General features: G+C 73.4%; 19 protein-coding genes. 4 read left to right on the forward strand and 15 right to left on the reverse strand.

Features of this window, described 5'->3' with window-relative positions; translation table 11 throughout:
* Window positions 1-16 precede the first annotated feature (16 nt).
* Together AB0N31_RS09995 and AB0N31_RS10000 are read right to left on the reverse strand one after the other, a co-directional pair.
* Window positions 17-2,614 (reverse strand): YfhO family protein, encoded by a 2,598-nt coding sequence (locus AB0N31_RS09995; RefSeq protein WP_366057908.1) that lies wholly within the window; start codon window positions 2,612-2,614, stop codon window positions 17-19.
* A gap of 129 nt (window positions 2,615-2,743) precedes the next feature.
* Complete coding sequence (locus AB0N31_RS10000; RefSeq protein WP_366057909.1) at window positions 2,744-5,254, reverse strand: alpha-L-arabinofuranosidase C-terminal domain-containing protein; 2,511 nt, start codon at window positions 5,252-5,254, stop codon at window positions 2,744-2,746.
* Between the two features lie 147 nt (window positions 5,255-5,401).
* Between AB0N31_RS10000 and AB0N31_RS10005 the strand changes: the two genes are divergently transcribed.
* Window positions 5,402-5,845 (forward strand): DUF6314 family protein, encoded by a 444-nt coding sequence (locus tag AB0N31_RS10005; RefSeq protein WP_366057910.1) that lies wholly within the window; start codon window positions 5,402-5,404, stop codon window positions 5,843-5,845.
* Here the strand turns inward: AB0N31_RS10005 and AB0N31_RS10010 are convergent.
* From AB0N31_RS10010 to AB0N31_RS10020, 3 genes are read right to left on the reverse strand one after another with little or no spacing between them, the layout of a single operon-like run.
* On the reverse strand, window positions 5,827-6,420 hold the full coding sequence (locus tag AB0N31_RS10010; protein ID WP_366057912.1) for a histidine phosphatase family protein: 594 nt from the start codon (window positions 6,418-6,420) through the stop codon (window positions 5,827-5,829). The genes AB0N31_RS10005 and AB0N31_RS10010 overlap by 19 nt on opposite strands.
* Window positions 6,421-6,451: 31 nt before the next feature.
* Window positions 6,452-6,910, reverse strand: a complete 459-nt coding sequence (locus AB0N31_RS10015) for a GNAT family N-acetyltransferase (protein ID WP_366057913.1) — start codon at window positions 6,908-6,910, stop codon at window positions 6,452-6,454.
* A 10-nt stretch (window positions 6,911-6,920) separates the two neighbouring features.
* Window positions 6,921-8,384 (reverse strand): PLP-dependent aminotransferase family protein, encoded by a 1,464-nt coding sequence (locus AB0N31_RS10020; protein WP_366057914.1) that lies wholly within the window; start codon window positions 8,382-8,384, stop codon window positions 6,921-6,923.
* Here AB0N31_RS10020 and AB0N31_RS10025 point away from each other — a divergent pair.
* The gene (locus tag AB0N31_RS10025; RefSeq protein ID WP_366057915.1) at window positions 8,383-9,297 is read left to right on the forward strand and encodes a DMT family transporter; all 915 of its coding nucleotides are present in this window, start codon (window positions 8,383-8,385) and stop codon (window positions 9,295-9,297) included. The genes AB0N31_RS10020 and AB0N31_RS10025 overlap by 2 nt on opposite strands.
* Before the next feature lie 134 nt (window positions 9,298-9,431).
* Window positions 9,432-9,629, forward strand: a complete 198-nt coding sequence (locus AB0N31_RS10030) for a DUF1918 domain-containing protein (protein WP_366057916.1) — start codon at window positions 9,432-9,434, stop codon at window positions 9,627-9,629.
* A gap of 68 nt (window positions 9,630-9,697) precedes the next feature.
* Here the strand turns inward: AB0N31_RS10030 and AB0N31_RS10035 are convergent, their stop codons facing one another.
* Window positions 9,698-10,942, reverse strand: coding sequence for a family 10 glycosylhydrolase (locus AB0N31_RS10035; RefSeq protein WP_366057917.1), 1,245 nt, complete (start codon window positions 10,940-10,942; stop codon window positions 9,698-9,700).
* A gap of 180 nt (window positions 10,943-11,122) precedes the next feature.
* On the opposite strand from AB0N31_RS10035, the gene AB0N31_RS10040 reads away from it, so the two are divergent.
* Window positions 11,123-11,983, forward strand: coding sequence for a 3-hydroxybutyryl-CoA dehydrogenase (locus AB0N31_RS10040; protein WP_366057918.1), 861 nt, complete (start codon window positions 11,123-11,125; stop codon window positions 11,981-11,983).
* A 67-nt stretch (window positions 11,984-12,050) separates the two neighbouring features.
* Here AB0N31_RS10040 and AB0N31_RS10045 read toward each other — a convergent pair whose 3' ends face one another.
* From AB0N31_RS10045 to rpmI, 9 genes are all read right to left on the reverse strand, one after another.
* Window positions 12,051-12,596: an NUDIX hydrolase gene (locus AB0N31_RS10045; RefSeq protein ID WP_366057919.1), complete on the reverse strand. Its 546-nt coding sequence runs from the start codon at window positions 12,594-12,596 to the stop codon at window positions 12,051-12,053.
* Window positions 12,597-12,659: 63 nt separating this feature from the next.
* Window positions 12,660-14,000 (reverse strand): transcriptional regulator, encoded by a 1,341-nt coding sequence (locus AB0N31_RS10050; RefSeq protein WP_366057920.1) that lies wholly within the window; start codon window positions 13,998-14,000, stop codon window positions 12,660-12,662.
* 237 nt (window positions 14,001-14,237) lie between these two features.
* Window positions 14,238-15,302, reverse strand: a complete 1,065-nt coding sequence (locus AB0N31_RS10055; RefSeq protein WP_366057922.1) for a PP2C family protein-serine/threonine phosphatase — start codon at window positions 15,300-15,302, stop codon at window positions 14,238-14,240.
* 173 nt (window positions 15,303-15,475) lie between these two features.
* Window positions 15,476-18,040: a phenylalanine--tRNA ligase subunit beta gene (gene pheT / locus AB0N31_RS10060; RefSeq protein ID WP_366057923.1), complete on the reverse strand. Its 2,565-nt coding sequence runs from the start codon at window positions 18,038-18,040 to the stop codon at window positions 15,476-15,478.
* Window positions 18,040-19,161, reverse strand: coding sequence for a phenylalanine--tRNA ligase subunit alpha (gene pheS / locus AB0N31_RS10065; RefSeq protein ID WP_366057925.1), 1,122 nt, complete (start codon window positions 19,159-19,161; stop codon window positions 18,040-18,042). The genes pheT and pheS overlap by 1 nt, the downstream gene beginning before the upstream one ends.
* A 131-nt stretch (window positions 19,162-19,292) precedes the next feature.
* On the reverse strand, window positions 19,293-20,432 hold the full coding sequence (locus AB0N31_RS10070; RefSeq protein WP_366057926.1) for an ATP-binding protein: 1,140 nt from the start codon (window positions 20,430-20,432) through the stop codon (window positions 19,293-19,295).
* Window positions 20,433-20,487: 55 nt separating this feature from the next.
* Window positions 20,488-21,336 (reverse strand): RNA methyltransferase, encoded by an 849-nt coding sequence (locus tag AB0N31_RS10075; protein ID WP_366057928.1) that lies wholly within the window; start codon window positions 21,334-21,336, stop codon window positions 20,488-20,490.
* A gap of 193 nt (window positions 21,337-21,529) precedes the next feature.
* A complete protein-coding gene (rplT, locus tag AB0N31_RS10080) occupies window positions 21,530-21,913 on the reverse strand; it encodes a 50S ribosomal protein L20 (protein WP_319264140.1) in 384 nt (127 codons plus the stop codon).
* A 99-nt stretch (window positions 21,914-22,012) separates the two neighbouring features.
* Window positions 22,013-22,207 carry a 50S ribosomal protein L35 gene (gene rpmI, locus AB0N31_RS10085; RefSeq protein WP_007829094.1) on the reverse strand — a complete coding sequence of 65 codons (195 nt, stop codon included), beginning with the start codon at window positions 22,205-22,207 and terminating at the stop codon, window positions 22,013-22,015.
* Between the last annotated feature and the right edge of the window lie 45 nt (window positions 22,208-22,252).

Below are 22,252 nucleotides of genomic sequence, written 5' to 3' on the forward strand. Positions count from 1 at the left end.
ACGTCGCTATGCACGTTTATACAATCCATCTCCCGGCGGGACGGCCGGCTCCCCGCCTGCGTCGGACGGCGGTGAGGACGCCGAGCAGCGCCACGGCCAGCAGGGACACACCTCCCAGGGCCGTGCCCAGCCGCAGGCCGGGTGGGTGGAAGGTGCAGGTGAGACGGGTCGAGGAGCCGTCGAGGGGGACGGCGACCAGGCCGTGGTGCTCGCCGGCGGGTACGGCGGGGCCGTCGCCCGTGGCGCAGCGCCACCCGGCGATCCGGGGCGCCGCGACGACGGCGGTCCCCGTGCTGCCCTCGGGGAGTTCCGCCCGGACCGTGCCGCCGGAGACCCTCACCTCGGTGGCGCCGGTGGCCGTGAGCCGCTCGACGGCGGCGTCCAGCCGGGCGGTGTCCAGGCAGCCGACGGCTCCGTCCGGGACGGTGCCCGGCCGGTTCGGGGACAGATCGATGCGCAGGGGTCCGGACGCCGGCACGGTGCCCAGCCGCTGCATGGCGGCGGTCTTGCTGACGGAGTCGGACCGGAACCGGCCGGTCGGAGCCCCGGCGGGGGCACCGACGAGCCGCGCGGTGCCCGCGAACCCCGGCGCCCACAGGTACACCTCGCTGCCCGCCGGGCACGCGGCCGTGATCGTCGGCCGGCCCGTGGAGGTCCTCGCGCCGGGAGCGTCCAGGCGTACGCCCGGCCGCTCGCCCCCGACCCGGTCGGGGGCCGTCCCGTCGCCGGCCCGCACGGTGAGGCGGGGCACGGTGTAGACGCGGGTGCCCAGCAGCAGCTCCTGGTTGCGGTACGGCGAGGGCCCGAAGGCGGGGGCGCCAGCCGCGGCGGGCCGTACCGTCACCAGGGGCGGCACCTTCCGCCGGGACACGGTCACCCCGCTGCCGTCCTGCGGGAACCAGTTCTGGTGCGGGTCCGGCGGGGAGTGCACCCGGGCGCCGACGGAGAAGACGGCGTCGGTGACGGCGTTGTCCAGGCTCTGGAGGCTGCGGCCGCCCGAGGTCCAGCCGCCGCCGAGGGCGGTGAGAGTACGGAACAGCACGTCGGAGGTGTGGCTGCTGTAGTACTGGGCGCCCTGGCCGCCGACCATCAGCGGGTCGTTGCCCACGGTCTGCTCCCGGCCCGGGTCGGTCCGGTGGCGTGGCCAGCCGTCGGCCTCGGCGACCGCGTCCGCCTGCCGCTGCCGCCGCTGCCCCCAGGGCGCGTAATCGTCCATCTGTCCGAGCCGTGTGCGGGTGGCCGCGGCGGCGGTGGCGGTGGCCTCGCCGAGCTGCGTGCCGAGGAGCAGCACCACGGCGCACACGGCGGGCACGGTACGGCGCCCGGCGCCGGTACGACCGAGCAGGACCAGCCCGCCCAGCGTGCCCGCCGCGGCCAGGAGCAGCACGGGCCACGCCACGGGGCGCACCAGGTCGCTGCGGCTCGCGACGGCGGCGATCAGCGCGAGCAGCGCGCCCGCCGCGACCAGCGCGCGCCGGTCGGGCGGGCCGTACGAGAGCGCGTGCCAGGCCGCGATCACCAGGAGCGCGCACACCACGAAGGTCTGCCGGTACGAGCTGCCCTGCGGTACGGCGAAGGCGTGCCAGAGCAGCTGGGTCGGGGCCCACTGCGTCGACAGCGTCACCACGGCCACCAGCACGGTCCAGCCGGCGCGCACGCGCACGGGCGCCGACCGCACGAAGGGCAGCGAGAGGGCGAGCAGCAGCGCGGGGGTGCCCACGAAGAGGGCGGGCGAGCCGAAGCCGTACGTCGTCGGCAGCAGGCGGGCCAGGAGGTCCTGGGTGGTCACCGGGGTGAATCCCGTGAACCTGCCCGGGGAGGCGTGGACGCTGCCGAAGTACACGACCGTCACCAGGGGTGCCGCGAGGCCCGTGCCGAGGGCGGCGGTCAGCGCGGCCCGGCCCGCCGCCGCGAGGCCTTCCCGGCGCGGGAGTCCGGAGAGCCACAGCCGCAGGAGCAGCACGAGGCCGGCGGCGAGGGTGGCCATGTACGCGGTGTAGAAGTTGGCGGCCCAGGCCGCCGCCACGATCCCCACGCCGAGGAACGGGCGCCGTCCGGCCAGGGCCCACTCGCCGACCAGGCACAGCAGCGGCAGGGCGACGAGGCCGTCGAGCCACATCAGGTTGTACGTGCCGCTCGACACGGTCCAGCCGCACAAGGCGTAGGACGCGCCGAGCAGTCCCGCCGCCCACCAGCGGCCGGGCCGCAGGCAACGGAGCAGCCGGGTCATCGCGGCGGCGGCACAGACGGGCTTCAGCACGGTGACGACGTACACCGCGAGGTCGATCCGGTCGCGCGGGAACACCGCGACGAGCGGCGCGAACGGGCTGGTGACGTAGGTGGCGAGGTCGGGCAGGAAACTCGCGCCGTAGCCGGACTGCCAGTTGAACAGGACACCGCCGTCGGCCCGGCCGTGCAGCAGGTCCCACAGGTGCGCGTGGAACGGCAGGTACTGGTTGCCCAGGTCGTTGACGCTGCGGGTGCGCGGGCCGAAGGGGAAGCTGCGGGCGACGGCGTCGGAGGCGCAGAACGCCGTGACGGTCAGGAGGGCGGCGAGCAGGGACGGGGACCGCCTCGACCGGGCCGGCGCCGGGACCCGCGGTTCGGCGAGCATGCCGGCGAGCCTGGCACGCGTCCCTTCACCGGCAGGGAAACGCGAAATGTCGCGCACCTTTTGCGGGGGCCGACTGCTGCCCGCAAGACAGCAGTCGGCCCCGTGATGGTTCCCTACGGCTCCGTGCGCCTACTTCCGCCCGATGCGCAGGAAGGTGACCGAGTTCGCGGGGAAGGTGTACGTGAACCTGTCGGCCACGCCGGTGAAGGTGGACGTCACCGGCGCGACCGGGGTCTCCGTCTCCGAGTTGACCGCGTCCGGCGCGGCGGCCAGCGTGGTCACGCGGGCCTCGGTGGAGACCCTGGCGCCGCCGAGGTCGACGGCCGTCCGGGCTTCGGCGGAGCGGGCGTTGACGACCTTGAGGATCAGGTCACCGGTCCTCCTGTCCTCTGTGACGACCTGACGGAACGGCTCGGCGGGCTTGTCGTCGGTGAAGCGCCCCCATTCCCCGCCGTCGAGGTAGAGGGTGACCTGGCGGCCCCGCACCTTGATGTCGAGGTCGTAGGCGCGGCCCGTCTCGACGCTGCCGGGCTTGGCGAGCAGGGTGGACTTCGCGCCGTCCACGGCCTGTTCGACGGCGGACTGGGTGTTGTTCCAGCCGCCCAGGTTCCACCAGTAGTAGTTGCCGGTGTCCTTGACGCCGAAGGCGACGAGGAAGCCCTCCTTGCCGGACTTCTTGGTGGCCTTCACGTGCAGGTCGTAGTCGTGCCATGCCGGGTCCCCGGCGGAGACCATGGTGTTCTCGGCGGCGCCGTCGGTCTGCACGTACTGCCCGTCCTGGATGCTCCAGCTGCCGCCACCCGTGTGGGTCCACTGCCCGGCGTCACCGGAGAAGTCGTCGCCGAACAGGGTGCTCCCGTCGGCGCCGGCGACCACCACGTCGTCGTACGCCGCGCTGGTCGCCCAGGTCGAGAGGCCGACGGCGCCGGTGACGGGGCCGCTCACGGCGGGGGTGGAGGTGGCCGACGAGGGGACCACGCGGTCGCCGACGTTGGTCATGAACAGCTTCTGGACCTCGTAGTTGGCGGAGTTCCAGGAGGCGTGGTTGTTGAACCACACCAGGTCCGGGCGCCACTGCACGTAGTCCTCGTTGGCGAACAGCGGCGCGTAGGAGGCGAGCTCGACCACGTCCGCGTTGCGTTCGAGGCCGGTCATGAAGGCGGCCTCCGCGAGGCCGTTGCGGAAGGCGTTGCCCTGGGAGGCGTACTCGCCGAGGAAGACCTTGGGCCCGCCGCGGTCGTAGGAGTCGTAGCGGTCGTTGTTCTGGAGGAACCACCGCGTGCTGTTGTAGTAGTGCTCGTCGACCATGGCGACGTTCTCGTCGCGGTTGAGCCGCCAGGCCGTGTCGAAGGTGGCACCGGCGTCGTCCGGGCCGGAGTTGGAGATCACGGTGATGTCCGGGTGCTTCGCCGCGACGGCCGCGCGGAACCGCTTGAACCGGGCCATGAACTCGGCCGGCAGGTTCTCCTCGTTGCCCACCTCCAGGTGGGTCAGGCGGAAGGGCTTCGGGTGGCCCATCTGCGCGCGTTTCCTGCCCCAGGTCGAGGTGACGGGGCCGTTGGCGAACTCGATGAGGTCGAGGGTGTCCTGGATGTGCCGCTCGAGCAGGGCGTCGTCGTCGACGGCCCGGTTCTGGCCGCAGCCGGTGACCAGGGCGGGGACGACGGGCAGCGGCATCGCGCCGACGTCCTCGGCGAAGCGGAAGTACTCGTAGTAGCCGAGGCCGTAACTCTGGTTGTAGCCCCAGAAGTTGGCGTTGGTGGCACGTTCCTCGACCGGGCCGATGGTGTCCTTCCACTGGTAGGCGCGGGCGCGCTGCCAGTCGGAGGCCTCGCTGTAGTCCTGCATGGAGCCGGTGTTGACCAGGCAGCCGCCGGGGAAGCGCAGGAAGCCGGGTTTCAGGGCGGCGACCTTCTCGGCGAGGTCCTTGCGCAGGCCGTTCGGCTGGTGCTTGTAGGTGTCGCGCGGGAACAGGGACACCATGTCGAGGGCGGCGGCCGCGGAGGAGGCGACCGTCAGGCGGCCGTCGCTGCTGGTGCGGGTGGCCGTGAAGGCGGCCCGGTACTTCGCCCAGCCGCCCTTCGCCGCCACCCTGCGGGCGGTCGCCAGGGTGCCGTCGGCGTCCTGGAGGCCGACGGTGAGCGTGGTGCCGTTCTCGGCGCGCGCCCACACCGAGAAGTCGTACTTCTCGCCCCGTTCGACGCGGATGCCGGTGTTGTAGCCGGCGTTGGCGACCGACGAGCCGGCGGCCAGGGAGAGGTAGGCGCGGTTGCGTTCGTTGAGGCGGCCGGCGTCGCTCAGGACCTGCGCGGTGCCGTCGACCGTCCACGAGGTCAGCGGGGTGTAGGCCCGGTTGTCGGCGGTGGAGTACTCGAAGGACCGGTTCTGCACGAGTTCGGCGTAGAGGCCGCCGTCGGCGGCCCGGTTGATGTCCTCGAAGAAGACGCCGTACATCGTGTCGTCGATCGCCGCGCCCCTGGCGGCGGGGTCGACGGTGATCGTGTAGTCGGCGGCGTCCTCGGCGTGGGCCGGGGCGGGGAGGAGGGCGGTCGCCGCCAGCAGGGCGGTGGCGGCGAGACCGCGTCTGCGGCGGGTGGCGGTGGTAGCGCGTGACGGGGTGCGGGTGGTGCTGGGTGACATGGATACTCCGCGGCTCTCTGTACACGGACCGTACACGAATGTTCGAAATATCGGACATTGATCAGCACTTCGAACGGCAAGATAGGGAGGGGGACGGAGCGCGTCAATGGGTCGCGCGGCGACGGACGGGACGGAGGTGGGCGCGCGATGGGCGAGTTCTGGCCGGTGCCGGACGCCATGGCGTTCCTCGCCGGACACTGGCGGGTCGAGCGGTCGGTGCGGGACCTGGCGAGCGGCGGGGCAGGGCGTTTCGAGGGGACGACGGTTTTCGGCCCGCTGGAGGGCGGTGGCCTGCTGCACGAGGAGTCCGGGACGTTCGTCTGGCAAGGCGTCGCGCGGCCCGCCGGGCGGACCCTGCGCTTCCTGCCGGGGCGGGCGCCGGGCACGGCCGACGTGACGTTCGCCGACGGGCGGCCCTTCCACGACCTCGACCTGACGAGCGGGCGGCACGTGACCGGACACCCGTGCGCCGCGGACCTCTACCGGGGCGAGTTCACCGTCCGGGACGCCGGCCGCTGGCGGACGGTCTGGCGGGTGCGCGGCCCCGCGAAGGACCTGGTCCTCACCACCGACTACGTGCGCGAGGCCTGAACCGCGCTCCCGTCGAAGCGCAGGTTCCACCGTCCGCCGCATCCGGTGACGGTGGTCGCCGACAGCGGGCGCACATCGAGGTTCCAGTACGTCGACGGCGGCGCCTTGAGCGCGTAGACCAGGGCGGCCCGGATCACGCTCGGCTCGGCGACGGCCACGATCCGGCAGCCGTCCTCCACGGGCCGGGTGTCGAGCCAGCCGCCCACCCGGGAGATGAACGCCGGCAGCGACTCACCGCCGTGCGGAGTGGCCCGCGGGTCGGCCAGCCAGGCGTCCACCGCCTCCGGCTCCCGGGCCATCGCCTCCCCCAGGGTGAATCCGCGCCAGCGCCCCATGTCGCAGTCCCGCAGGGCGAGCTGCACGAGCGGCGCGTAGCCGAGCGCGTCGCCGGTGGCACGGCTGCGCGGGGTCGGCGAGCAGTAGCGCAGCTCGGCCGCCGCCAGCGGCAGGAGATCGCCGGCCGCCCGCTGCACCTCGTCCCAGCCCGCCTGGTCCAGCGGGCGGGCGTCCTCGAAACGCTCGGCGAGCGACGCGGAGCTGCGCGCCGCGGCGACGAACGTGACCCGGAGTGCCATGCGGTGATGGTGGGACGCGCGGGTGGGCAGGTCAAGAGTCGCCGTGTGAGAACTTCTCGAAAATCAGCGCCATCCATTGGTCGGGCCGCTCCAGCGCCTCGAAGCCGATCTTCTCGTAGACGCCGTGCGCGTCGTGGGTGGCGAGCAGGACGCGGCGCAGGCCGTACGGGCGCAGGTGGTCCCGGACGGCCGCGACGAGGGAGGTCCCGATGCCCTTCCCCCGCACCGCGGGGTCCACGTACACGTCGCACAGCCAGGCGAAGGTCGCCAGGTCCGTCACCACGCGCGCGTAGGCGACCTGCTCGCCGGACACCGCCTCGTACACGCCGAAGTTCAGCGACCCGGCGACGGCCCGCTCCTGCTTCTCGCGCTCCCGGCCGAGCGCCCAGTAGGCGTCGGTCGACAACCAGCGGTGCACCCGTCCGACGTCGATCCGGTCGGGGTCGGCGGAGATCTCGTAGCCCTCGGCGAGGGGCGGGGTGGAGGTCATGAGGGGACCTTCACAGACAGGGTGCCCGGTGTCGAACCGTTTCCGCGAGCACCTCGTCGCGGGCCGACCGCAGCCGCCGCACCCCCTCGGCGATCTCCTCGGCCCCGGCGGCGGCCGCGAAGCTCAGGCGGACGTGCGGGGCCGGGGGTTCGGCGCTGAAGTAGGGGCGGCCGGGGGTCACGGCGACGCCCGCGCGCAGGGCCGCGGCCGTGAACGCCGGCTCCTCGGTGCCGTCGGGCAGGCGCAGCCAGAGGTGGTAGCCGCCGGACGGGACGTGCGGGAGGACGAGTTCGGGCAGGTGCAGGGCGAGGGCGGTGGTCAGGGTGTCGCGCCGGGTCCGCAGCTCGGCCGCGACCGCCCGCAGATGGCGCGGCCAGGCGGGCGAGCCGACGAGTTCGAGCGCCGCCTCCTGGAGGGGGCGGGGCACGAAGAAGGTGTCGACGACCTGGATGGCACGCAGGCGTTCCAGGACCGGACCGCGGGCGGCCAGGGCGCTGACCCGGAAGCTCGGCGAGGTCGCCTTGGTGAGCGAGCCGACGTACACGACGACGCCGTCGGGGTCGTCGGCGGCGAGCGGGCGGGGCAGCGGCCCGGCGTCCTCGTGCGCGAGCCGCCGCACGAAGTCGTCCTCCACGACGAAGGCGCCCGCCTCGCGGGCGATGCGCAGCACCTCACCGCGGCGGGCCGGGGCCAGGACGGCTCCGGTCGGGTTCTGGAACAGCGGCTGGCAGACGAAGACCCGGGCGCCGGTCGCACGGAAGGCGTCGGCGAGCAGTTCGGGCTTGACGCCGTCGGGGTCGACGGGCACCGGCACCGGGCGCAGTCCCGCCGAGCGGGCGATCGCCAGCATGCCCGGATAGGTCGGCGACTCGACGAGCACCGGGGCGCCCGGCGGGGCCAGCGCCCGCAGGGCGGTGGTGAGCGCGGTCTGGCCGCCGGCGCTGACGAGCACCTCGGCGGCGGTGACCGCGCCGCCGACGGCGCGCGCGAACCACTCGCGCAGCTCCGGCAGACCCTCCAGGGGCGGCCGGCCCCAGGCTCCGGGGCGTCGCGCGGCCCGTGCCAGCGCCGCCGACATGGCACGCTCCGGTTGCAGGGAGGGATGCAGGTAGCCGCCGCTGAACTCGACGACGCCGGGCGGCGGAGCCGCGAGGGAGACGGTCACGCCGGAAGCGTCCACCGAGCGGGGCACGAGGTCGGCGCCCTCCGCGCTCAGCGCGACCTCCTGCCAGGAGGTGTCGCCGGCCGGTGCGGACGCGGGGCGCGGCCCGGCCCGGAAGGCCCCGGCGCCCGGCCGGGTCACCACCAGCCCTTCGGCGGCCAGTTGCGCGAGGGCCCGCGAGACCGTCACGGGGCTCACCCGGAACCGCTCGACGAGGGCACGGCTCGACGGCAGCTTTCCACCAGGAGAGTAGCGGTCCAGCTCCCCCCGGAGCCGATCTGCCAGTTCACCGACACTGCTACGCTCATGCATGAAGACACAGAGTAGCGCTACTACCCTCCCCGCGATAGCGGTGACCACCCCGCGGACGAGTGGCCCCGGCACCCTCCAGGCCGCTCTCGGCGTCGTCGCCTTCTCCCTCACCTTCCCCGCCACCGCCTGGGGGCTCGAGGGTTTCGGCCCCTGGTCGCTGGTCGCCGTGCGCAGCGTGCTGGCCGCGCTCGTCGCGGGCGGCTGCCTCCTCGCCCTGCGGGTGCCGCTGCCCGCCCGTCGGCACCGGGCCGGGCTCGCCGTGGTCGCCGCCGGGGTCGTCGTGGGCTTCCCGCTGCTCAGCACCCTCGCCCTGCGGACGTCGTCCACCGCGCACGCGGCCGTCGTGGTCGGTCTGCTGCCCCTGACGACCGCGCTGCTGTCCGCCCTGCGCGTCGGCTCCCGGCCCTCGCGGACCTTCTGGACGGCGGCGCTGGCCGGCGCCGGCGCGGTGGTCGCCTTCACCGTGCAGCAGAGCGGCGGCACCCTCACCACCGCCGACCTGTACCTGTTCGGGGCGCTGCTGGTGTGCGCGGCCGGCTACACCGAGGGCGGCCGCCTGGCGCGGGTGATGCCGGGCTGGCAGGTCATCGGCTGGGCGCTGGTGTTCTGCCTGCCGCTCGCCGTGCCCGCCGCCGCCCTCGCCCTCGCCCACGAGCCGGTCCGGCTGACCGCGCACAGCGTGGCCGGGCTGCTGTGGGTGGCGGCGGGCTCGCAGTTCCTCGGCCTCGTCGTCTGGTACCGGGGCATGGCCGCCATCGGCATCCCCAAGGCCAGCCAGTTGCAGTTGGCCCAGCCCCTGCTCACACTGGTGTGGTCGGTGCTGCTGCTGGGCGAGCACCTCACGCCCGCCGCTCCGCTGACGGCCGCGGCCGTCCTGGTCTGCATCGCCGTCACCCAGCGGGCGCGCGGTTAGGTCTCGAACGAGAGACCCCGAGGGCGCCACGCGCCGGTTCGGCCGGTGCCGCGCGCCGCGGAGGGGAGAAGGATCCCAGGACGGCTCCGAAAACACGGACCGCTGCTCCCGCACACGGTGAGGAGGCCTCACGGATGCGTGCTACCACGGGCGACCAACTTGTCCAGCACGGCAGGGTGGTCGGCCAACACGACAAGGTCGGCGAGATCGTCGAAGTGCTGGGTCAGGAGGGCAGTCCTCCCTACCGCGTCCGCTTCGCGGACGGGCACGAGGGCGTGTGCTCGCCGGGACCGGACACCGAGATCCGCCACAAGGACCAGGAACGACGGTAGCCGGCGGGCCGGCCGGGCAGAGCACGACGGCAGGCCGGCAGGCCAGGAGGGCGGAGAACGACGGCAGGTCAGCGCGGGGACGTCGCCGGCTGCGCGTAGTGGTCGGCGACGACCCGCGCCATCGCGCCGATGCGGTCCGCGCGCAGGTCGTCGGCCGCGAAGAAGACGTGGCCGCGGACCTCTGGGTGGCCGGCCGCGAGGGTGAGGTGCCGGGACAGTTCGGCCGGGTCCTGCCAGGCCGCGGGCTGCGCCGGATCGCCGGCCTTGTACAGCGCCTCCCCCAGGTAGAGCTTGGTGCGGCTGCCCCGCGCGACCTCCGCCCACCATGGCACGAGTGCGGCGTAGTCGGCGGCGGAGAGTCCGATGTTCCAGTACAGCTGCGGCACGACGTAGTCGATCCAGCCCTCCCGCACCCACCTGCGGGTGTCGGCGTGGACGGCGTCGTACGACTGGAGCGCCCGGGTGTCCGAGCCGCGCGGGTCGGTGGAGGCGTTGCGCCACACCCCGAAGGGGCTGATCCCGAACTGTGCGGTGGGCCGCACCGCCTTGATCCGGGCGGCGGTCTCGCGCACCAGCCGGTCGATGTTGTCGCGTCTCCAGGCGGCCCGGTCGGTGAAGGCGCCGCCGTGGGCGTCGTAGGCCGCGTCGTCGTCGAAGGTCTGGCCGGCCACCGGATAGGGGTAGAAGTAGTCGTCGAAGTGCACGGCGTCGACCGGGTACCGGCGCACCGCGTCGAGCATCGCGTCCTGCACGAACGCCCGGACCTCGGGCAGACCGGGGTTGTAGTGGAGCTTCCCGCCGTACGGCACCACCCAGTCGGGGTGCCGGCGCGCGGGGTGGGAGGCGACGAGCCTGGTCGGGTCGTCGTGGACGGCGACCCGGTAGGGGTTGAACCAGGCGTGCAGCTGGAGTCCGCGGGCGTGCGCCTCCGCCACGGCGGTGCCCAGCGGGTCCCAGCCGGGCGCCTTGCCCTGGGTGCCGGTGAGCACCTGCGACCACGGCTCGTACGGCGAGGGCCACAGGGCGTCCGCGGTGGGCCGGACCTGGAGGATCACCGTGTTGAGGCGGTCGCGGACCGCCAGGTCGAGCCAGCCGAGCAGTTCGGAGCGCTGTTGGGCCGCGGTCAGTCCGGGGCGTGAGGGCCAGTCCCGGTTGGCGACGGTGGCCAGCCACATGCCCCGCATCCGCGCCGCCGCCCGGCCGTGCCCGCCGGCGTGTCCGGAGGGGACCCCGTCCGGGCGGGCCGCCGCACCCGTCGTCGTGAACGCCGACAGCGCGGCCAGCGCGAACGCCCGCCGAGTCAGTCGCCCCATCGCGCACATCCCCACATACGCCGCGGATCCGCTCGGTCACGGATCGTCTCCGCGCCCAGCATGCCCCCACCCCGGCGATCGATCATCGATACTTGCTAGTAACGTGCACGATCGGAGCAGGCCCGCCGGGACCCGGAAGACCTGCGCAGTGACCGGAGTCAGCCAGTGAAAGGGACCGATGTGACCGACATCGAACGCGTCGGAGTGGTGGGCTGCGGCCAGATGGGGGCGGGCATCGCCGAGGTCTGCGCGCGGGCCGGACTCGACGTGAAGGTCGCCGAGACCACCGGCGAGGCCCTGGAGTTCGGCCGCACCCGGCTCTTCAACTCCCTGGCCAAGGCCGCCGAACGCGGCAAGATCAGCGAGGAGGAGCGGGACGCCACGCAGGCGCGCCTCAGCTTCACCACCGACCTCGGCGAGTTCGCCGACCGCGACCTGGTCATCGAGGCCGTCGTGGAGAACGAGCAGGTCAAGACCGAGATCTTCCAGGTCCTGGACCAGGTCGTGACCCGCCCGGACGCCATCCTGGCCTCCAACACCTCCTCCATCCCGCTGGTGAAGCTGGCGGTCGCCACCTCGCGGCCCGACCAGGTCGTCGGCATCCACTTCTTCAACCCGGCCCCGGTGCAGAAGCTCGTCGAACTGATCCCGGCACTGACCACCTCCGAGGGCACCCTCGGCCGCGCGCAGCTGTTCGCCGAGAAGACGGTCGGCAAGCACGCCATCCGCGCCCAGGACCGCTCGGGCTTCGTGGTCAACGCGCTGCTGATCCCGTACCTGCTCTCCGCGATCCGGATGTTCGAGACGGGCATCGCCAGCCGCGAGGACATCGACGACGGCATGGAGCTGGGCTGCGCCCACCCGATGGGCCCGCTGAAGCTGTCCGACCTGATCGGCCTCGACACGGTGGCCTCGGTCGCGCAGTCGATGTACGACGAGTACAAGGAGCCCCTGTACGCCGCTCCCCCGCTGCTCCAGCGCATGGTCGACGCCGGCCGCCTGGGCCGCAAGACCGGCTCGGGCTTCTACACCTACGGCTGACCCCCTCGCGGCGTCACGCGGGCCCGGCACCTCACCCGGTGCCGGGCCCGTTCACACCGGAGGATCGTCAGCGCCCGGTGTCGTGCCCGAGCCTGAGGTGGTGCAGGAGCAGTAAGGCGGCCGCCATGTTGGCGGCCGGGACCTCCCCCCGAGCGACCATGTCGGGCACGAGTTCGAGGGGGACCCACTCCCGGCGCTCGGACTCGAAGTCGTCCACGGGGTGCCCGACGTACTCGCCCTCGTCCGACCAGTAGACGTGGTGCCGGGCGTCGGTGAGGCCGTTGGCCGGTTCCACGCTCATCAGGTGGTGCAGGGGGCCCGGCCGCCAGCCGGTCTCCTCCTCCAGTTCCCTGGCGGCCGCGCGGGCGACGTCCTCGCCGTCCTCGACGACGCCCGCGGCGAGTTCCCATCCCCAGCTGTCGGTGATGAAGCGGTGCCGCCACAACAGGAGCACCTCGTCGGCCTCGTTCACCACGGTCGCCACCGCGACGGGCCGCAGCCGTATGAGGAAGTGGTCGAGGTGCCGGCCGTCCGGCAGGCCGACATCCGCGAGGTTGACCCGGAACCAGCGGTTTTCATACACAGTTCGTTCGTTCTGTTTCGTCCACTGCACGGTTCTGCCACCTTCCGTCGGGTAAGGGGCAATATCGCAGCAGGAACGGTGGCACGCCGGTCGCTACAGCGGTACGCGCAGTGCGCCGTCGATGAGTTCGGCCGCCTCCGCCGTGCCCGCGCAGTCACTGCGCACCAGGTGCTCGCGCACCGCCCGGAGTCTGTCGCGCAGACGCCGGGACTCCATGCCCCGCGCCTGTTCCGCCATCAGTACGGCGGTGACCACCGCCTTGTCGGCGTTTCCCCGGCGCAGTTCGACGGTGCTGAGCATGGCGAGCCGGTGCACCCGGCCCCGGTCGTGGGCGGGCGTGTCGACGGCGGCCGCGGCGTGCTCCGCGGCGGCGGTGACGTCGCCGAGGCTCAACAGGGCCTCCGCCACCTGGACGTTGACCAGACCGGGCTGGACATAGCCGGTCTCGTCCGGTTCGGTGCCGCGCCGGATGCGGTCGGCGGCGGCCTCGGCCCGCCGGATGCACGACAGGGCGCTCGTGCCGTCGCCGAGGTGGGCGTACGCCTTCGCCTGCATCGCGTGCAGGTCGGAGGCGAGGGCGGGGGTGACGTCCTTGCCGACCGTGCGCAGCGCGGCCTCCGCGAAGGCGACGGCCTGCCGGAACTCCCGCATGAACAAAGCCTGGTTGACCAGCAGCGCGATGACGTACGCCCCGAGCCCCCGGTCCCCGCTGGCCTTCGCGAGCCGCAGTGCCTGGTGGAAGTAGCGCTGGGCGAGCCCGTGCGCGTCGGAGTCGTAGGCGCAGATGCCGGCGATCGCCACCAGAGCGCCGGTCGCGCGGTGCAGTTGGCGGCCGGTGGCGTCGGTGTAGCCGCCACGCAGCAGCGGGGCCGCCTCGGCGTTGAGGAAACCGACGATGCGGCTGCGGGTCGCCACGCCGCCGGCCTTGCGGTACATCTGCTCGTAGTGGGCGCGGGCCGCGCGCAGCGTCTCGATGTCGGCGGCGGTGACCCGGTGCCGGCCGCCGCGGGAGACGTCGACGTCCTCGGGCGGATTCTCCCACTCCCACACCGGCATCACGGCGGGCGTGCCGGTGACCGCGGGGGCGCCCAGGACGTGCGGGCGCTGCTGCTCGTCGGAGCGCCACAGGGCGGTGGCCCGCTCCACGAACCCGGACAGCGAGGTGCCGTGCGGTGTCGCGTGTTCACCGGGCACGCCGAGGCCGATGTCGTCGAGGGTGACGGGCCGTCGCAGCCGGCGGGCGAGCACCTCGCAGATCAGGTCGGGGACCTGTCCGCGCGGGCGCTGGCCCTTGAGCCACCGGGCGACGGCCGTGTGTTCGTAGCGCAGCGCGAGCCCGCGGGCGCGGCCGGCCTGGTTGACGTGCGCGGCGAGGCCCGCATGCGAGACGCCCGCCTCGTCCAGGATCGCGTCGAGCAGGGTGTTGGGCTGCATGAGGTGCCCCCCGGGTGGTTCGGTGCCGACGGCGCCACTCACGGTAGTGGGTGCGTCTTCACACGGGGTGTGAACCGAGTGCGCACATCCGCACCGTGCGCGCGCTGTCGCGCAGCGTCGCGGGCCGGTTGACTGAAATGCCTCGAAAGAGGCCGGCCGGGCCGCCGGCTCCCCCTCATCAAGCGGCGGCCCGGCAGTTCGCTCCGCGGGTCGGGCCGTTGTCCGCGGGGGCTGTCGTCATGGGGAGGCCGTCGACCGCGGGTGCCCGGTGGCCGGTCGCGCGGTTCCCCGCGCCCCGTCGCCGGGCTGGTGCGGACGCCGGTTGCGCAGGACGAGCAACGCGACGTCGTCCGTCGGTCTGCCCGCCGTGTGGCGCAGGAGTGCGCCGAAGACCGTGCGCACGATCTGCTCGGACGAGGCCGGGTGGTCGTGGGCCACCTTGGTCAGGGTCTCCGCCGACGGGGAGAAGCGGCCTCTCGTGTCCCGCGCGTCCTCGGCGCCGTCCGTGTGGAGGACCAGGGACTCGCCCTCGTGGAGCCGGCCGCAGGACGTGGCCGGCAGCTCGGCCGGCAGCGGGAACGGGCCGAGCGGCGGCAGGGGGTCGGCGCGGGCCAGCGGCGCCACCTCGGTCCCGCGGAGCAGGTACGGCCAGGGATGTCCGCAGTTCAGGGCGCGCAGGTCGCCGTCCGCGTCGATCTTCAGCAGCAGGACGGTGACGAACTCCTCGGCGACCGGGGTGTCCGTCGGACGGCCGCTCGCCGGATGCTCCTCGCGGTGGCGCTCCCGCAGGTGCCGGGCGAGGGCCCGCTCCAGCCGGCGCAGGACACCGTCCAGGTCCGGTTCGTCGTGCACGGCCTCGCGGAAGCTGCCGAGGAGCGCGGCGACGGTCCCGAGCGCGGGGAGCCCGTGCCCGCGCACGTCGCCCATGACGACCCGCACCCCGTGTTCGGTGGCGACGACCTCGTACAGGTCGCCGCCGACGGAGGCGGCCCGGTCGGCGGAGAGCTGCGCCGCGGCCACGTTCAGCCCCTCCACGCGCGGTGGCGGAGGGCGCAGCAGCACGCTCTGGGCGGCCCCGGCGACCCGGCGGACCTGCTTCAGCTCGCGCAGCAGGGTCCGCCGTACGTGCTGGATCAGTCCGGTGCCGACGACGAAGAAGACGGCGCTGGTGACGATCCTGGCGCCGAGCCCGTCCTGCTGGGCCGGCGGACAGGTCAGCTTGTAGGTGACCGCCACCGCGCCCCAGGCCGTGGGCAATCCCGGCGAGAGGGCCCGGCGCGACGGCCGTCTGGTGCCGAACATGTCGGATGGCCCTCCTCCAGGCCCGTACAGCGCAGACAGACCGGCCCCGAGAGGCCGGTCCGATTCTGTCGATGTCAGGGCCCGGAAGGCCCGGTCATAAGGAGAACTCACCCGAACGGATGAAATGCGGGTGTGGGGGCCGTGCCCCCACACCCGCCTGGCCGCACGGCACGCTAGCCGCGCAGCACCGCGCCCGTCCGCTCGCCCGCGAGGGCGACCGCCGCGTCCCGGGCGGCCGAGGCCTCGTCGACCGTCAGCGTCCGGTCCGCCGCGCGGAAGCGCAGGGCGTACGCGAGCGACTTCCGCCCGTCGCCCAGCTGCTCCGCGTTCTCGTAGACGTCGAACAGCCGGATCGCCTCGAGGAGTTCACCGGCGCCCTCACGCAGCGCGGCCTCGACGTCGGCGTGCGGGACGTAGAGGTCGACGACGAGCGCGACGTCCTGCGTGGCGACGGGGAACGTGGAGATGCCCGGTGCCTGGGGCGTGTCGTCGCCGACCCGCTCCAGGACGTCCAGGTCCAGCTCCATGGCCGAGGTGCGCGCGGGCAGGCCGAGGGCCTTCAGCACGCGCGGGTGCAGCTCGCCGGCGTGGCCGACGACTCGCTCGGCGCCGTCGGCGACGACGACCAGCTCGGCGCACCGCCCCGGGTGCCACGGTCCGTACTGGCCCTTGCGGACGATCAGTTCGGCGCCCGCCTCACGGGCGACCGTCCGCGCCGCCTCGACGGCGTCGGCCCAGTCCGCCGGGCGGCCCCTGCCCCACCAGCCGGCCTGTTCGCGGGCTCCCGCGAGGACGACGGCGACGTGGCGCGGCTGCTCGGGCAGCACGGCGTCGATCGCCGCGATCTCCTCGTCGGTCGGCCGGCGGTCGACCGGCAGATGACCGGCGACGCGCTGTTCGTCGCGCGGGAGGAAGACCAGTCCGGTCTCGAAGAGGGCCAGGTCGTGCGAGCCGCGGCCGTCGTTGCGCCGCAGTGCGGCGAGCAGCCCCGGCAGCAACGAGGTGCGGAGCGCGGGCTCCTCGTCGTTGAGCGGGTTGGTCAGCCTGACGACGCGGCGGGCCGGGTCGTCGGCGTCCAGGCCGAGCTGGTCGAAGACCTGCTCGGCGACGAACGGGTAGTTCGGCGCCTCGATGTAACCGGCACCGGCCAGCGCGCGGCCGACACGGCGGTGCAGCCGCTGACGGTGGGTGAGGCCGCGGCCCGCCGGGGGCTTGGGCAGCGTGGAGGGCAGGTTCTCGTAGCCCTCCAGCCGGATGACCTCCTCGGCGAGGTCGTTGGCCTCGCCGAGGTCGGGCCGCCAGGACGGCACGGTGACGATCAGCTCGTCCTTCCCGCCCGTCTCCCGACCACCGCCCCTCAAGGACGCGTTCCACGCGGCAGTGTTTCCGATGACGTCGCAGCCGATCTCCTGGAGCCGGCGTACGACGGTCTCGCGGCCGTAGACGACACCCGCGACCTTGTCCGGGTGGTCGGCGGGCACGGCGACGGTGTGCGGCGCGGACGGGGCGACGACCTCGGTGACACCGGCCTCGGCGGTACCGCCGGCGAGCAGCACCAGCAGGTCGACCGTGCGCTGCGCGGCCGCCGACGACGCCTGCGGGTCGACGCCGCGCTCGAAGCGCTTGGACGCCTCGGAGGAGAGCTTGTGGCGGCGGGCCGTGCGGGCGACGGAGACCGCGTCGAAGTGGGCGGCCTCGATGACGACGTCGGTCGTCCCCTCGGATTCGGCGTGGTCGGCGATCTCCGTGTTGGCGCCGCCCATGACACCGGCGAGGCCGATGGGGCCGCGCTCGTCGGTGATGACCAGGTCCTCGGCGTGCAGCGTGCGCTCGACGCCGTCGAGGGTGACGAGCTTCTCGCCCTCGGCCGCGCGGCGGACTCCGATGGTGCCCTGGACCAGGGTGCGGTCGTAGGCGTGCAGGGGCTGGCCCAGCTCCATCATCACGTAGTTCGTGACATCGACGGCGAGCGAGATCGGGCGCATGCCGACCTTCTGGAGCCGGCGCTGGAGCCAGATCGGGGAGCGCGCCTCGGGGCTCAGGCCGGTGACGGTGCGGGCGGTGAAGCGGTCGCAGCCGGCCGGGTCGGAGACCTGGACGGGGTAGCCGAAGGCGTTCGGTCCGGGCACGTCGAGCAGGGCCGGGTCGCGCAGCGGCAGGCCGTAGGCGATGGCGGTCTCGCGGGCGACACCGCGGATGGACAGGCAGTCGCCGCGGTTGGCGGTGACGGCGATGTCCAGGACCTCGTCGACCAGTTCGAGCAGCTCGACGGCGTCCTTGCCGACCTCGGTCTCCGGCGGCAGCACGATGATGCCCTTGGTGCCGTCGTCGCCCATGCCCAGCTCGTCGCTGGAGCAGATCATGCCGTGGGAGGTCCTGCCGTACGTCTTGCGCGCGGCGATGGCGAAGCCGCCGGGCAGGACCGCGCCCGGGAGGACCACGACGACCTTGTCGCCGACGGCGAAGTTGCGGGCGCCGCAGACGATCTCCTGCGGCTCGCCGGTGCCGTTGGCCTGCCCGACGTCGACCGTGCAGAAGCGGATCGGCTTCTTGAAGCCCTCCAGCTCCTCGATGGTCAGCACCTGGCCGACGACGAGGGGGCCCTTGAGGTCGTGGCCGAGCTGCTCGACCGTCTCGACCTCGAGGCCGGCCGAGATGAGCTTGGCCTGGACGTCACGGCCGGTCTCGGTGGCCGGCAGGTCGACGTACTCCCGCAGCCAGGAAAGCGGGACCCGCATCAGATCTCCATCCCGAAAGGCCGGGTGAACCGGACGTCACCCTCGACCATGTCTCGCATGTCTTCGACGTTGTGGCGGAACATCAGCATCCGCTCGATGCCGAACCCGAAGGCGAAGCCGCTGTACTTCTCCGGGTCGACTCCGCAGGCGGTGAGCACCTTGGGGTTGACCATGCCGCAGCCGCCCAGTTCGATCCAGCCCTCGCTGGAGCAGGTGCGGCAGGGCCGGTCGGGGTTGCCGACGGACTCGCCGCGGCAGACGTAGCACACCATGTCCATCTCGGCGGACGGCTCGGTGAAGGGGAAGAAGTTCGGGCGCAGCCGGGTCTTCATGCCCTCGCCGAACAGCGCCTGGACCATGTGGTCCAGGGTGCCCTTGAGGTCCGCCATGGTCAGGCCCTCGTCCACGGCGAGCAGCTCGACCTGGTGGAAGACGGGCGTGTGCGTGGCGTCCAGCTCGTCGGTGCGGTACACGCGGCCGGGGCAGATCACGTACACCGGCAGCTCACGGCTCAGCAGCGAGCGGATCTGCACGGGCGAGGTGTGGGTGCGCAGCACGACACCGGACTCGGTGCCGCCTTGCGGCCCCTGCACGAAGAACGTGTCCGCCTCGCCGCGGGCCGGGTGGTCCGGGCCGATGTTCAGGGCGTCGAAGTTGAACCACTCGGCCTCGGCCTGCGGGCCCTCGGCGACCTCGTAGCCCATGGCCACGAAGACGTCCTCGATGCGCTCGGAGAGCGTGGTGAGCGGGTGGCGGGCGCCGGCCGGGACCCGGTCGTGGGGCAGCGTGACGTCCACCGCCTCCTCGACCAGGACGCGCGCGTCGCGCTCGGCCTCCAGCTCGGTCTGCCGGGCGGCGAGGCCCTTGTTCACCGCGCCGCGGGCCTGGCCGACGAGCTTGCCGGCGGCGGCCTTCGCGTGCGGGGGCAGTGCGCCGATCTCGCGGTTGGCGAGGGCCAGCGGGGAGGCGCCGCCGGTGTGGGCGACCTTGGCCTCCTGGAGTGCGTCGAGGGAGTCCGCGGCGGCGAAGGCGGCGAGCGCCTCGTCCCGCATGCGCTCGATCTCTTCCGGTTTCAAGGCCTCGACCTCTACAGGGTCGTACGACTTATTCGGTGCCGACATCTCTTCCCGTGCTTCCGATTGGCTGGCTGAAGGTCCCCGTCACCGACTCACTCGGAGGGCCGTCCATGGGACACGAAGGTGCCAAAGGCCGAGTCTAACGGGGTGAGGACGTACGGATGCGCCCGCGGGGGCTAGGCCAGATAGGCCGGGGCCGCCACGGGCAGCGTAAATCGGAACTCGGCGCCGCCGCCGTGGGCGCGGCCGACCGTGATGACGCCGCCGTGGGCTTCGACGATGCCCTTGACGATGTACAGCCCGAGGCCCGTGCCGCCGCGCTTGCTGCCCCGCCAGAAGCGGGTGAAGACGCGGTTCATGGACTCCTCCGGGATGCCGGTGCCCTCGTCGCTCACGATGACCGACGTGCCGGTGTCCTCCCCCTCGCGGGGGGACGGGGCGGGCGTGACGTCAATGGTGACGGTTCCCTCGCCGTGCCGCACCGCATTTTCGATGAGGTTGCTGAGCACCTGGTCGACCTTGTCGGGGTCGGCCCACAGGGCGGGCAGCGGCTGTTCGATGCGCAGCAGGAACCGGTCGGCGGGCTGCCCGGCGGCGACGTAGGCCTGGATGTGGCGGCCGACGGCGGCGCCCATGTCGACGGGCTGCCGGCGCACCTCCAGCCTCCCCGAGTCGATCCGGGAGATGTCGAGGAGCTCGGCGATGAGCCGGGTGACGCGGTCGGCGTCGGCGTCGACCGTCTCCAGCATCAGCCGCTTCTGGTCGTCGGTGAACCGCGTCCACTTGGCGAGGAGCGTGGCGGTGAACCCCTTCACGGAGGTGAGGGGGGAGCGCAGCTCGTGGGCGACGGTGGCGATCAGCTCGGCGTGGCTGCGCTCGGTGCGGCGGCGGGCCTCGGTGTCGCGGAGGGAGACGACGACGCGGCGGACGGGGCCGGTGGGCTCGCCGCGGACGTACCGGGCGGAGACGAGGACCTCGCGCCCGCCGGGCAGCAGCAGGTTGCGCTCGGGCTGGCCCACCCGGATGGCGAGCCCGCTGTACGGGTCGGTCAGCTGCCACCAGCGCCGGCCCTCGAGGTCCTCCAGCGGCAGGGCCTTGTCGAGCCGCTGCCCGAGGGCCTCGGCGGCGGGGACGGCGGTGATGCGCTCGGCGGCGGCGTTGAAGCAGACGACGTACCCGTGCTCGTCGGCGACGACCAGCCCGTCGGGCAGGTCGTCGGGGTCGATGCCGAGTCCGGCGAGGTCACCGGCCGGTCGGGCCGCGGGCGGGCGCCCCGGTCCACTGGCTCCCGGTGCGCTGCTCGTGCCGACGCTCATCCCCGTACCTCACCTCCCGTCCTCCCGGAAGAGGCGCCCCGAGCTGGTCACCCTACTAGCTGTCGGTGACGGAGCGGCACCCTCCGGAGGCGCGCTGTGCACGGGCCGACGCGTAGAGACATACGGCTGCGGCGGTGGCGAGGTTCAGACTCTCGGCCCTCCCGTGGATCGGGACGCGGACGACGGCGTCGGCGAGGGCCCGGGTCTCCTCGGGCAGCCCCCAGGCCTCGTTGCCGAAGACCCACGCGGTGGGGCCGCCCATGGTGCCCTTGTCCAGTTCGTCGTCGAGGTCGTCCCGGCCGGCGCCGTCGGCGGCGAGGATGCGCACCCCGGCGGCCTTGAGCCCGGCGACGGCCCGCTCGACGGGGACGCCGACGGCGACCGGCAGGTGGAACAGCGATCCGACCGAGGCCCGTACGGCCTTGGGGTTGTACAGGTCGACGGAGGCGTCGGTGAGGACGACGGCGTCGGCGCCGGCCGCGTCGGCGCAGCGCAGGACGGTGCCGGCGTTGCCGGGGTCGCGGACGTGCGCGAGGACGGCGACGAGCCGGGGACGGGCGGCGAGGACGGCGTCGAAGGGGGTGTCGACGAAGCGGCAGACACCCACGAGACCCTGCGGGGTGACGGTGGTGGAGATGTCCTCGATGACCCGCTCGTCGGCGAGGTGGACGCGGGCGCCGGCGTTCCGGGCCTCGCCGACGATGTCGGCGTGGCGCTCCGCGGCCTCGGGGGTGGCGAACAGTTCCACGAGGGTGTCCGGGTGCGCGGCCGCCTCCCGTACGGCCTGCGGGCCCTCCGCGAGGAACAGCCGCTCCTTCCCCCGGAAGTTCCGCCGCGCGAGGCGCCTGGCGGCGGAGACGCGGGCGGAACGGGGGGAGATGAGGTCGGGGGTGGCGGGGGGCATCGGGGTTCACCTTCGGTGGGTCGGCGGGGGGGGCGGGACGGGGCCCGGTGTTCTCGCCCCCGCCGCCCCTTCCCGTCCCGGGGCTGCCGCCCCCGGGGCGGGAAGGGGCGGCGGGCGCGCGGACGCACTCGGACCCGCAGGCGGGTGGCCTGCGGGTCCGAGTCATGTCACTTCCGGCTCAGCCGGCGCGGCGTCACGCAGCCTTCGGCGCGTTCACGTCCGACGGCAGCGCCTTCTGGGCGACCTCGACGAGCGCGGCGAACGCGGTCGGGTCGTTGACGGCCAGCTCGGCCAGGATCTTGCGGTCGACCTCGACGCTCGCGGCGTTCAGACCCTGGATGAAGCGGTTGTACGTGATGCCGTTGGCGCGGGCAGCGGCGTTGATGCGCTGGATCCACAGCCGCCGGAAGTCGCCCTTGCGCTTCTTGCGGTCGTTGTAGTTGTAGACCAGCGAGTGGGTGACCTGCTCCTTGGCCTTGCGGTACAGGCGCGAACGCTGACCGCGGTAGCCGGAGGCCGCCTCGAGGATCGCCCGGCGCTTCTTGTGGGCGTTGACTGCCCGCTTGACGCGTGCCACTTTTTAACTCCTTGTAGCGGGGCCGCGGTTGGACTCACACGGCCCGGAAACGATTGGGTCCCGGTTCAGACGTACGTACGGCGGCAGGGCGCCCGTACGTCACTTGCCGAGAAGCTTCTTGATCTTCTTGGCGTCGCCCGGGGCCATCTCGGCGTTGCCGGTGAGGCGACGCGTCAGGCGCGACGACTTGTGCTCGAGCAGGTGGCGCTTGCCGGCGCGCTCACGGAGCACCTTGCCGGAGCCGGTGACCTTGAAGCGCTTGCTGGCACCGCTGTGCGACTTGTTCTTCGGCATAGCGCCGTTCTCTCCTCGTCGGTGGCGCTCCGGTGCCCGGTCGTG

This window comes from Streptomyces sp. NPDC051051 (assembly GCF_040682975.1).
In the GTDB taxonomy this organism is placed as follows: Bacteria; Actinomycetota; Actinomycetes; order Streptomycetales; family Streptomycetaceae; genus Streptomyces.

Excerpts from the sequence above, each read along its gene's own strand:
- pheT (WP_366057923.1), bottom strand. The coding sequence starts at position 18,040 with ATGCGGGTCCCGCTTTCCTGGCTGCGGGAGTACGTCGACCTGCCGGCC.
- rpmI (WP_007829094.1), bottom strand. The coding sequence starts at position 22,207 with ATGCCGAAGAACAAGTCGCACAGCGGTGCCAGCAAGCGCTTCAAGGTC.
- AB0N31_RS10050 (WP_366057920.1), bottom strand. The coding sequence starts at position 14,000 with ATGCAGCCCAACACCCTGCTCGACGCGATCCTGGACGAGGCGGGCGTC.
- AB0N31_RS10015 (WP_366057913.1), bottom strand. The coding sequence starts at position 6,910 with ATGACCTCCACCCCGCCCCTCGCCGAGGGCTACGAGATCTCCGCCGAC.
- AB0N31_RS10070 (WP_366057926.1), bottom strand. The coding sequence starts at position 20,432 with ATGAGCGTCGGCACGAGCAGCGCACCGGGAGCCAGTGGACCGGGGCGC.
- AB0N31_RS10005 (WP_366057910.1), top strand. The coding sequence starts at position 5,402 with ATGGGCGAGTTCTGGCCGGTGCCGGACGCCATGGCGTTCCTCGCCGGA.
- AB0N31_RS10010 (WP_366057912.1), bottom strand. The coding sequence starts at position 6,420 with ATGGCACTCCGGGTCACGTTCGTCGCCGCGGCGCGCAGCTCCGCGTCG.
- AB0N31_RS10025 (WP_366057915.1), top strand. The coding sequence starts at position 8,383 with ATGAAGACACAGAGTAGCGCTACTACCCTCCCCGCGATAGCGGTGACC.
- AB0N31_RS10030 (WP_366057916.1), top strand. The coding sequence starts at position 9,432 with ATGCGTGCTACCACGGGCGACCAACTTGTCCAGCACGGCAGGGTGGTC.
- AB0N31_RS10020 (WP_366057914.1), bottom strand. The coding sequence starts at position 8,384 with ATGCATGAGCGTAGCAGTGTCGGTGAACTGGCAGATCGGCTCCGGGGG.
- AB0N31_RS10075 (WP_366057928.1), bottom strand. The coding sequence starts at position 21,336 with ATGCCCCCCGCCACCCCCGACCTCATCTCCCCCCGTTCCGCCCGCGTC.
- AB0N31_RS10000 (WP_366057909.1), bottom strand. The coding sequence starts at position 5,254 with ATGTCACCCAGCACCACCCGCACCCCGTCACGCGCTACCACCGCCACC.
- AB0N31_RS09995 (WP_366057908.1), bottom strand. The coding sequence starts at position 2,614 with ATGCTCGCCGAACCGCGGGTCCCGGCGCCGGCCCGGTCGAGGCGGTCC.
- AB0N31_RS10035 (WP_366057917.1), bottom strand. The coding sequence starts at position 10,942 with ATGGGGCGACTGACTCGGCGGGCGTTCGCGCTGGCCGCGCTGTCGGCG.
- AB0N31_RS10055 (WP_366057922.1), bottom strand. The coding sequence starts at position 15,302 with ATGTTCGGCACCAGACGGCCGTCGCGCCGGGCCCTCTCGCCGGGATTG.
- pheS (WP_366057925.1), bottom strand. The coding sequence starts at position 19,161 with ATGTCGGCACCGAATAAGTCGTACGACCCTGTAGAGGTCGAGGCCTTG.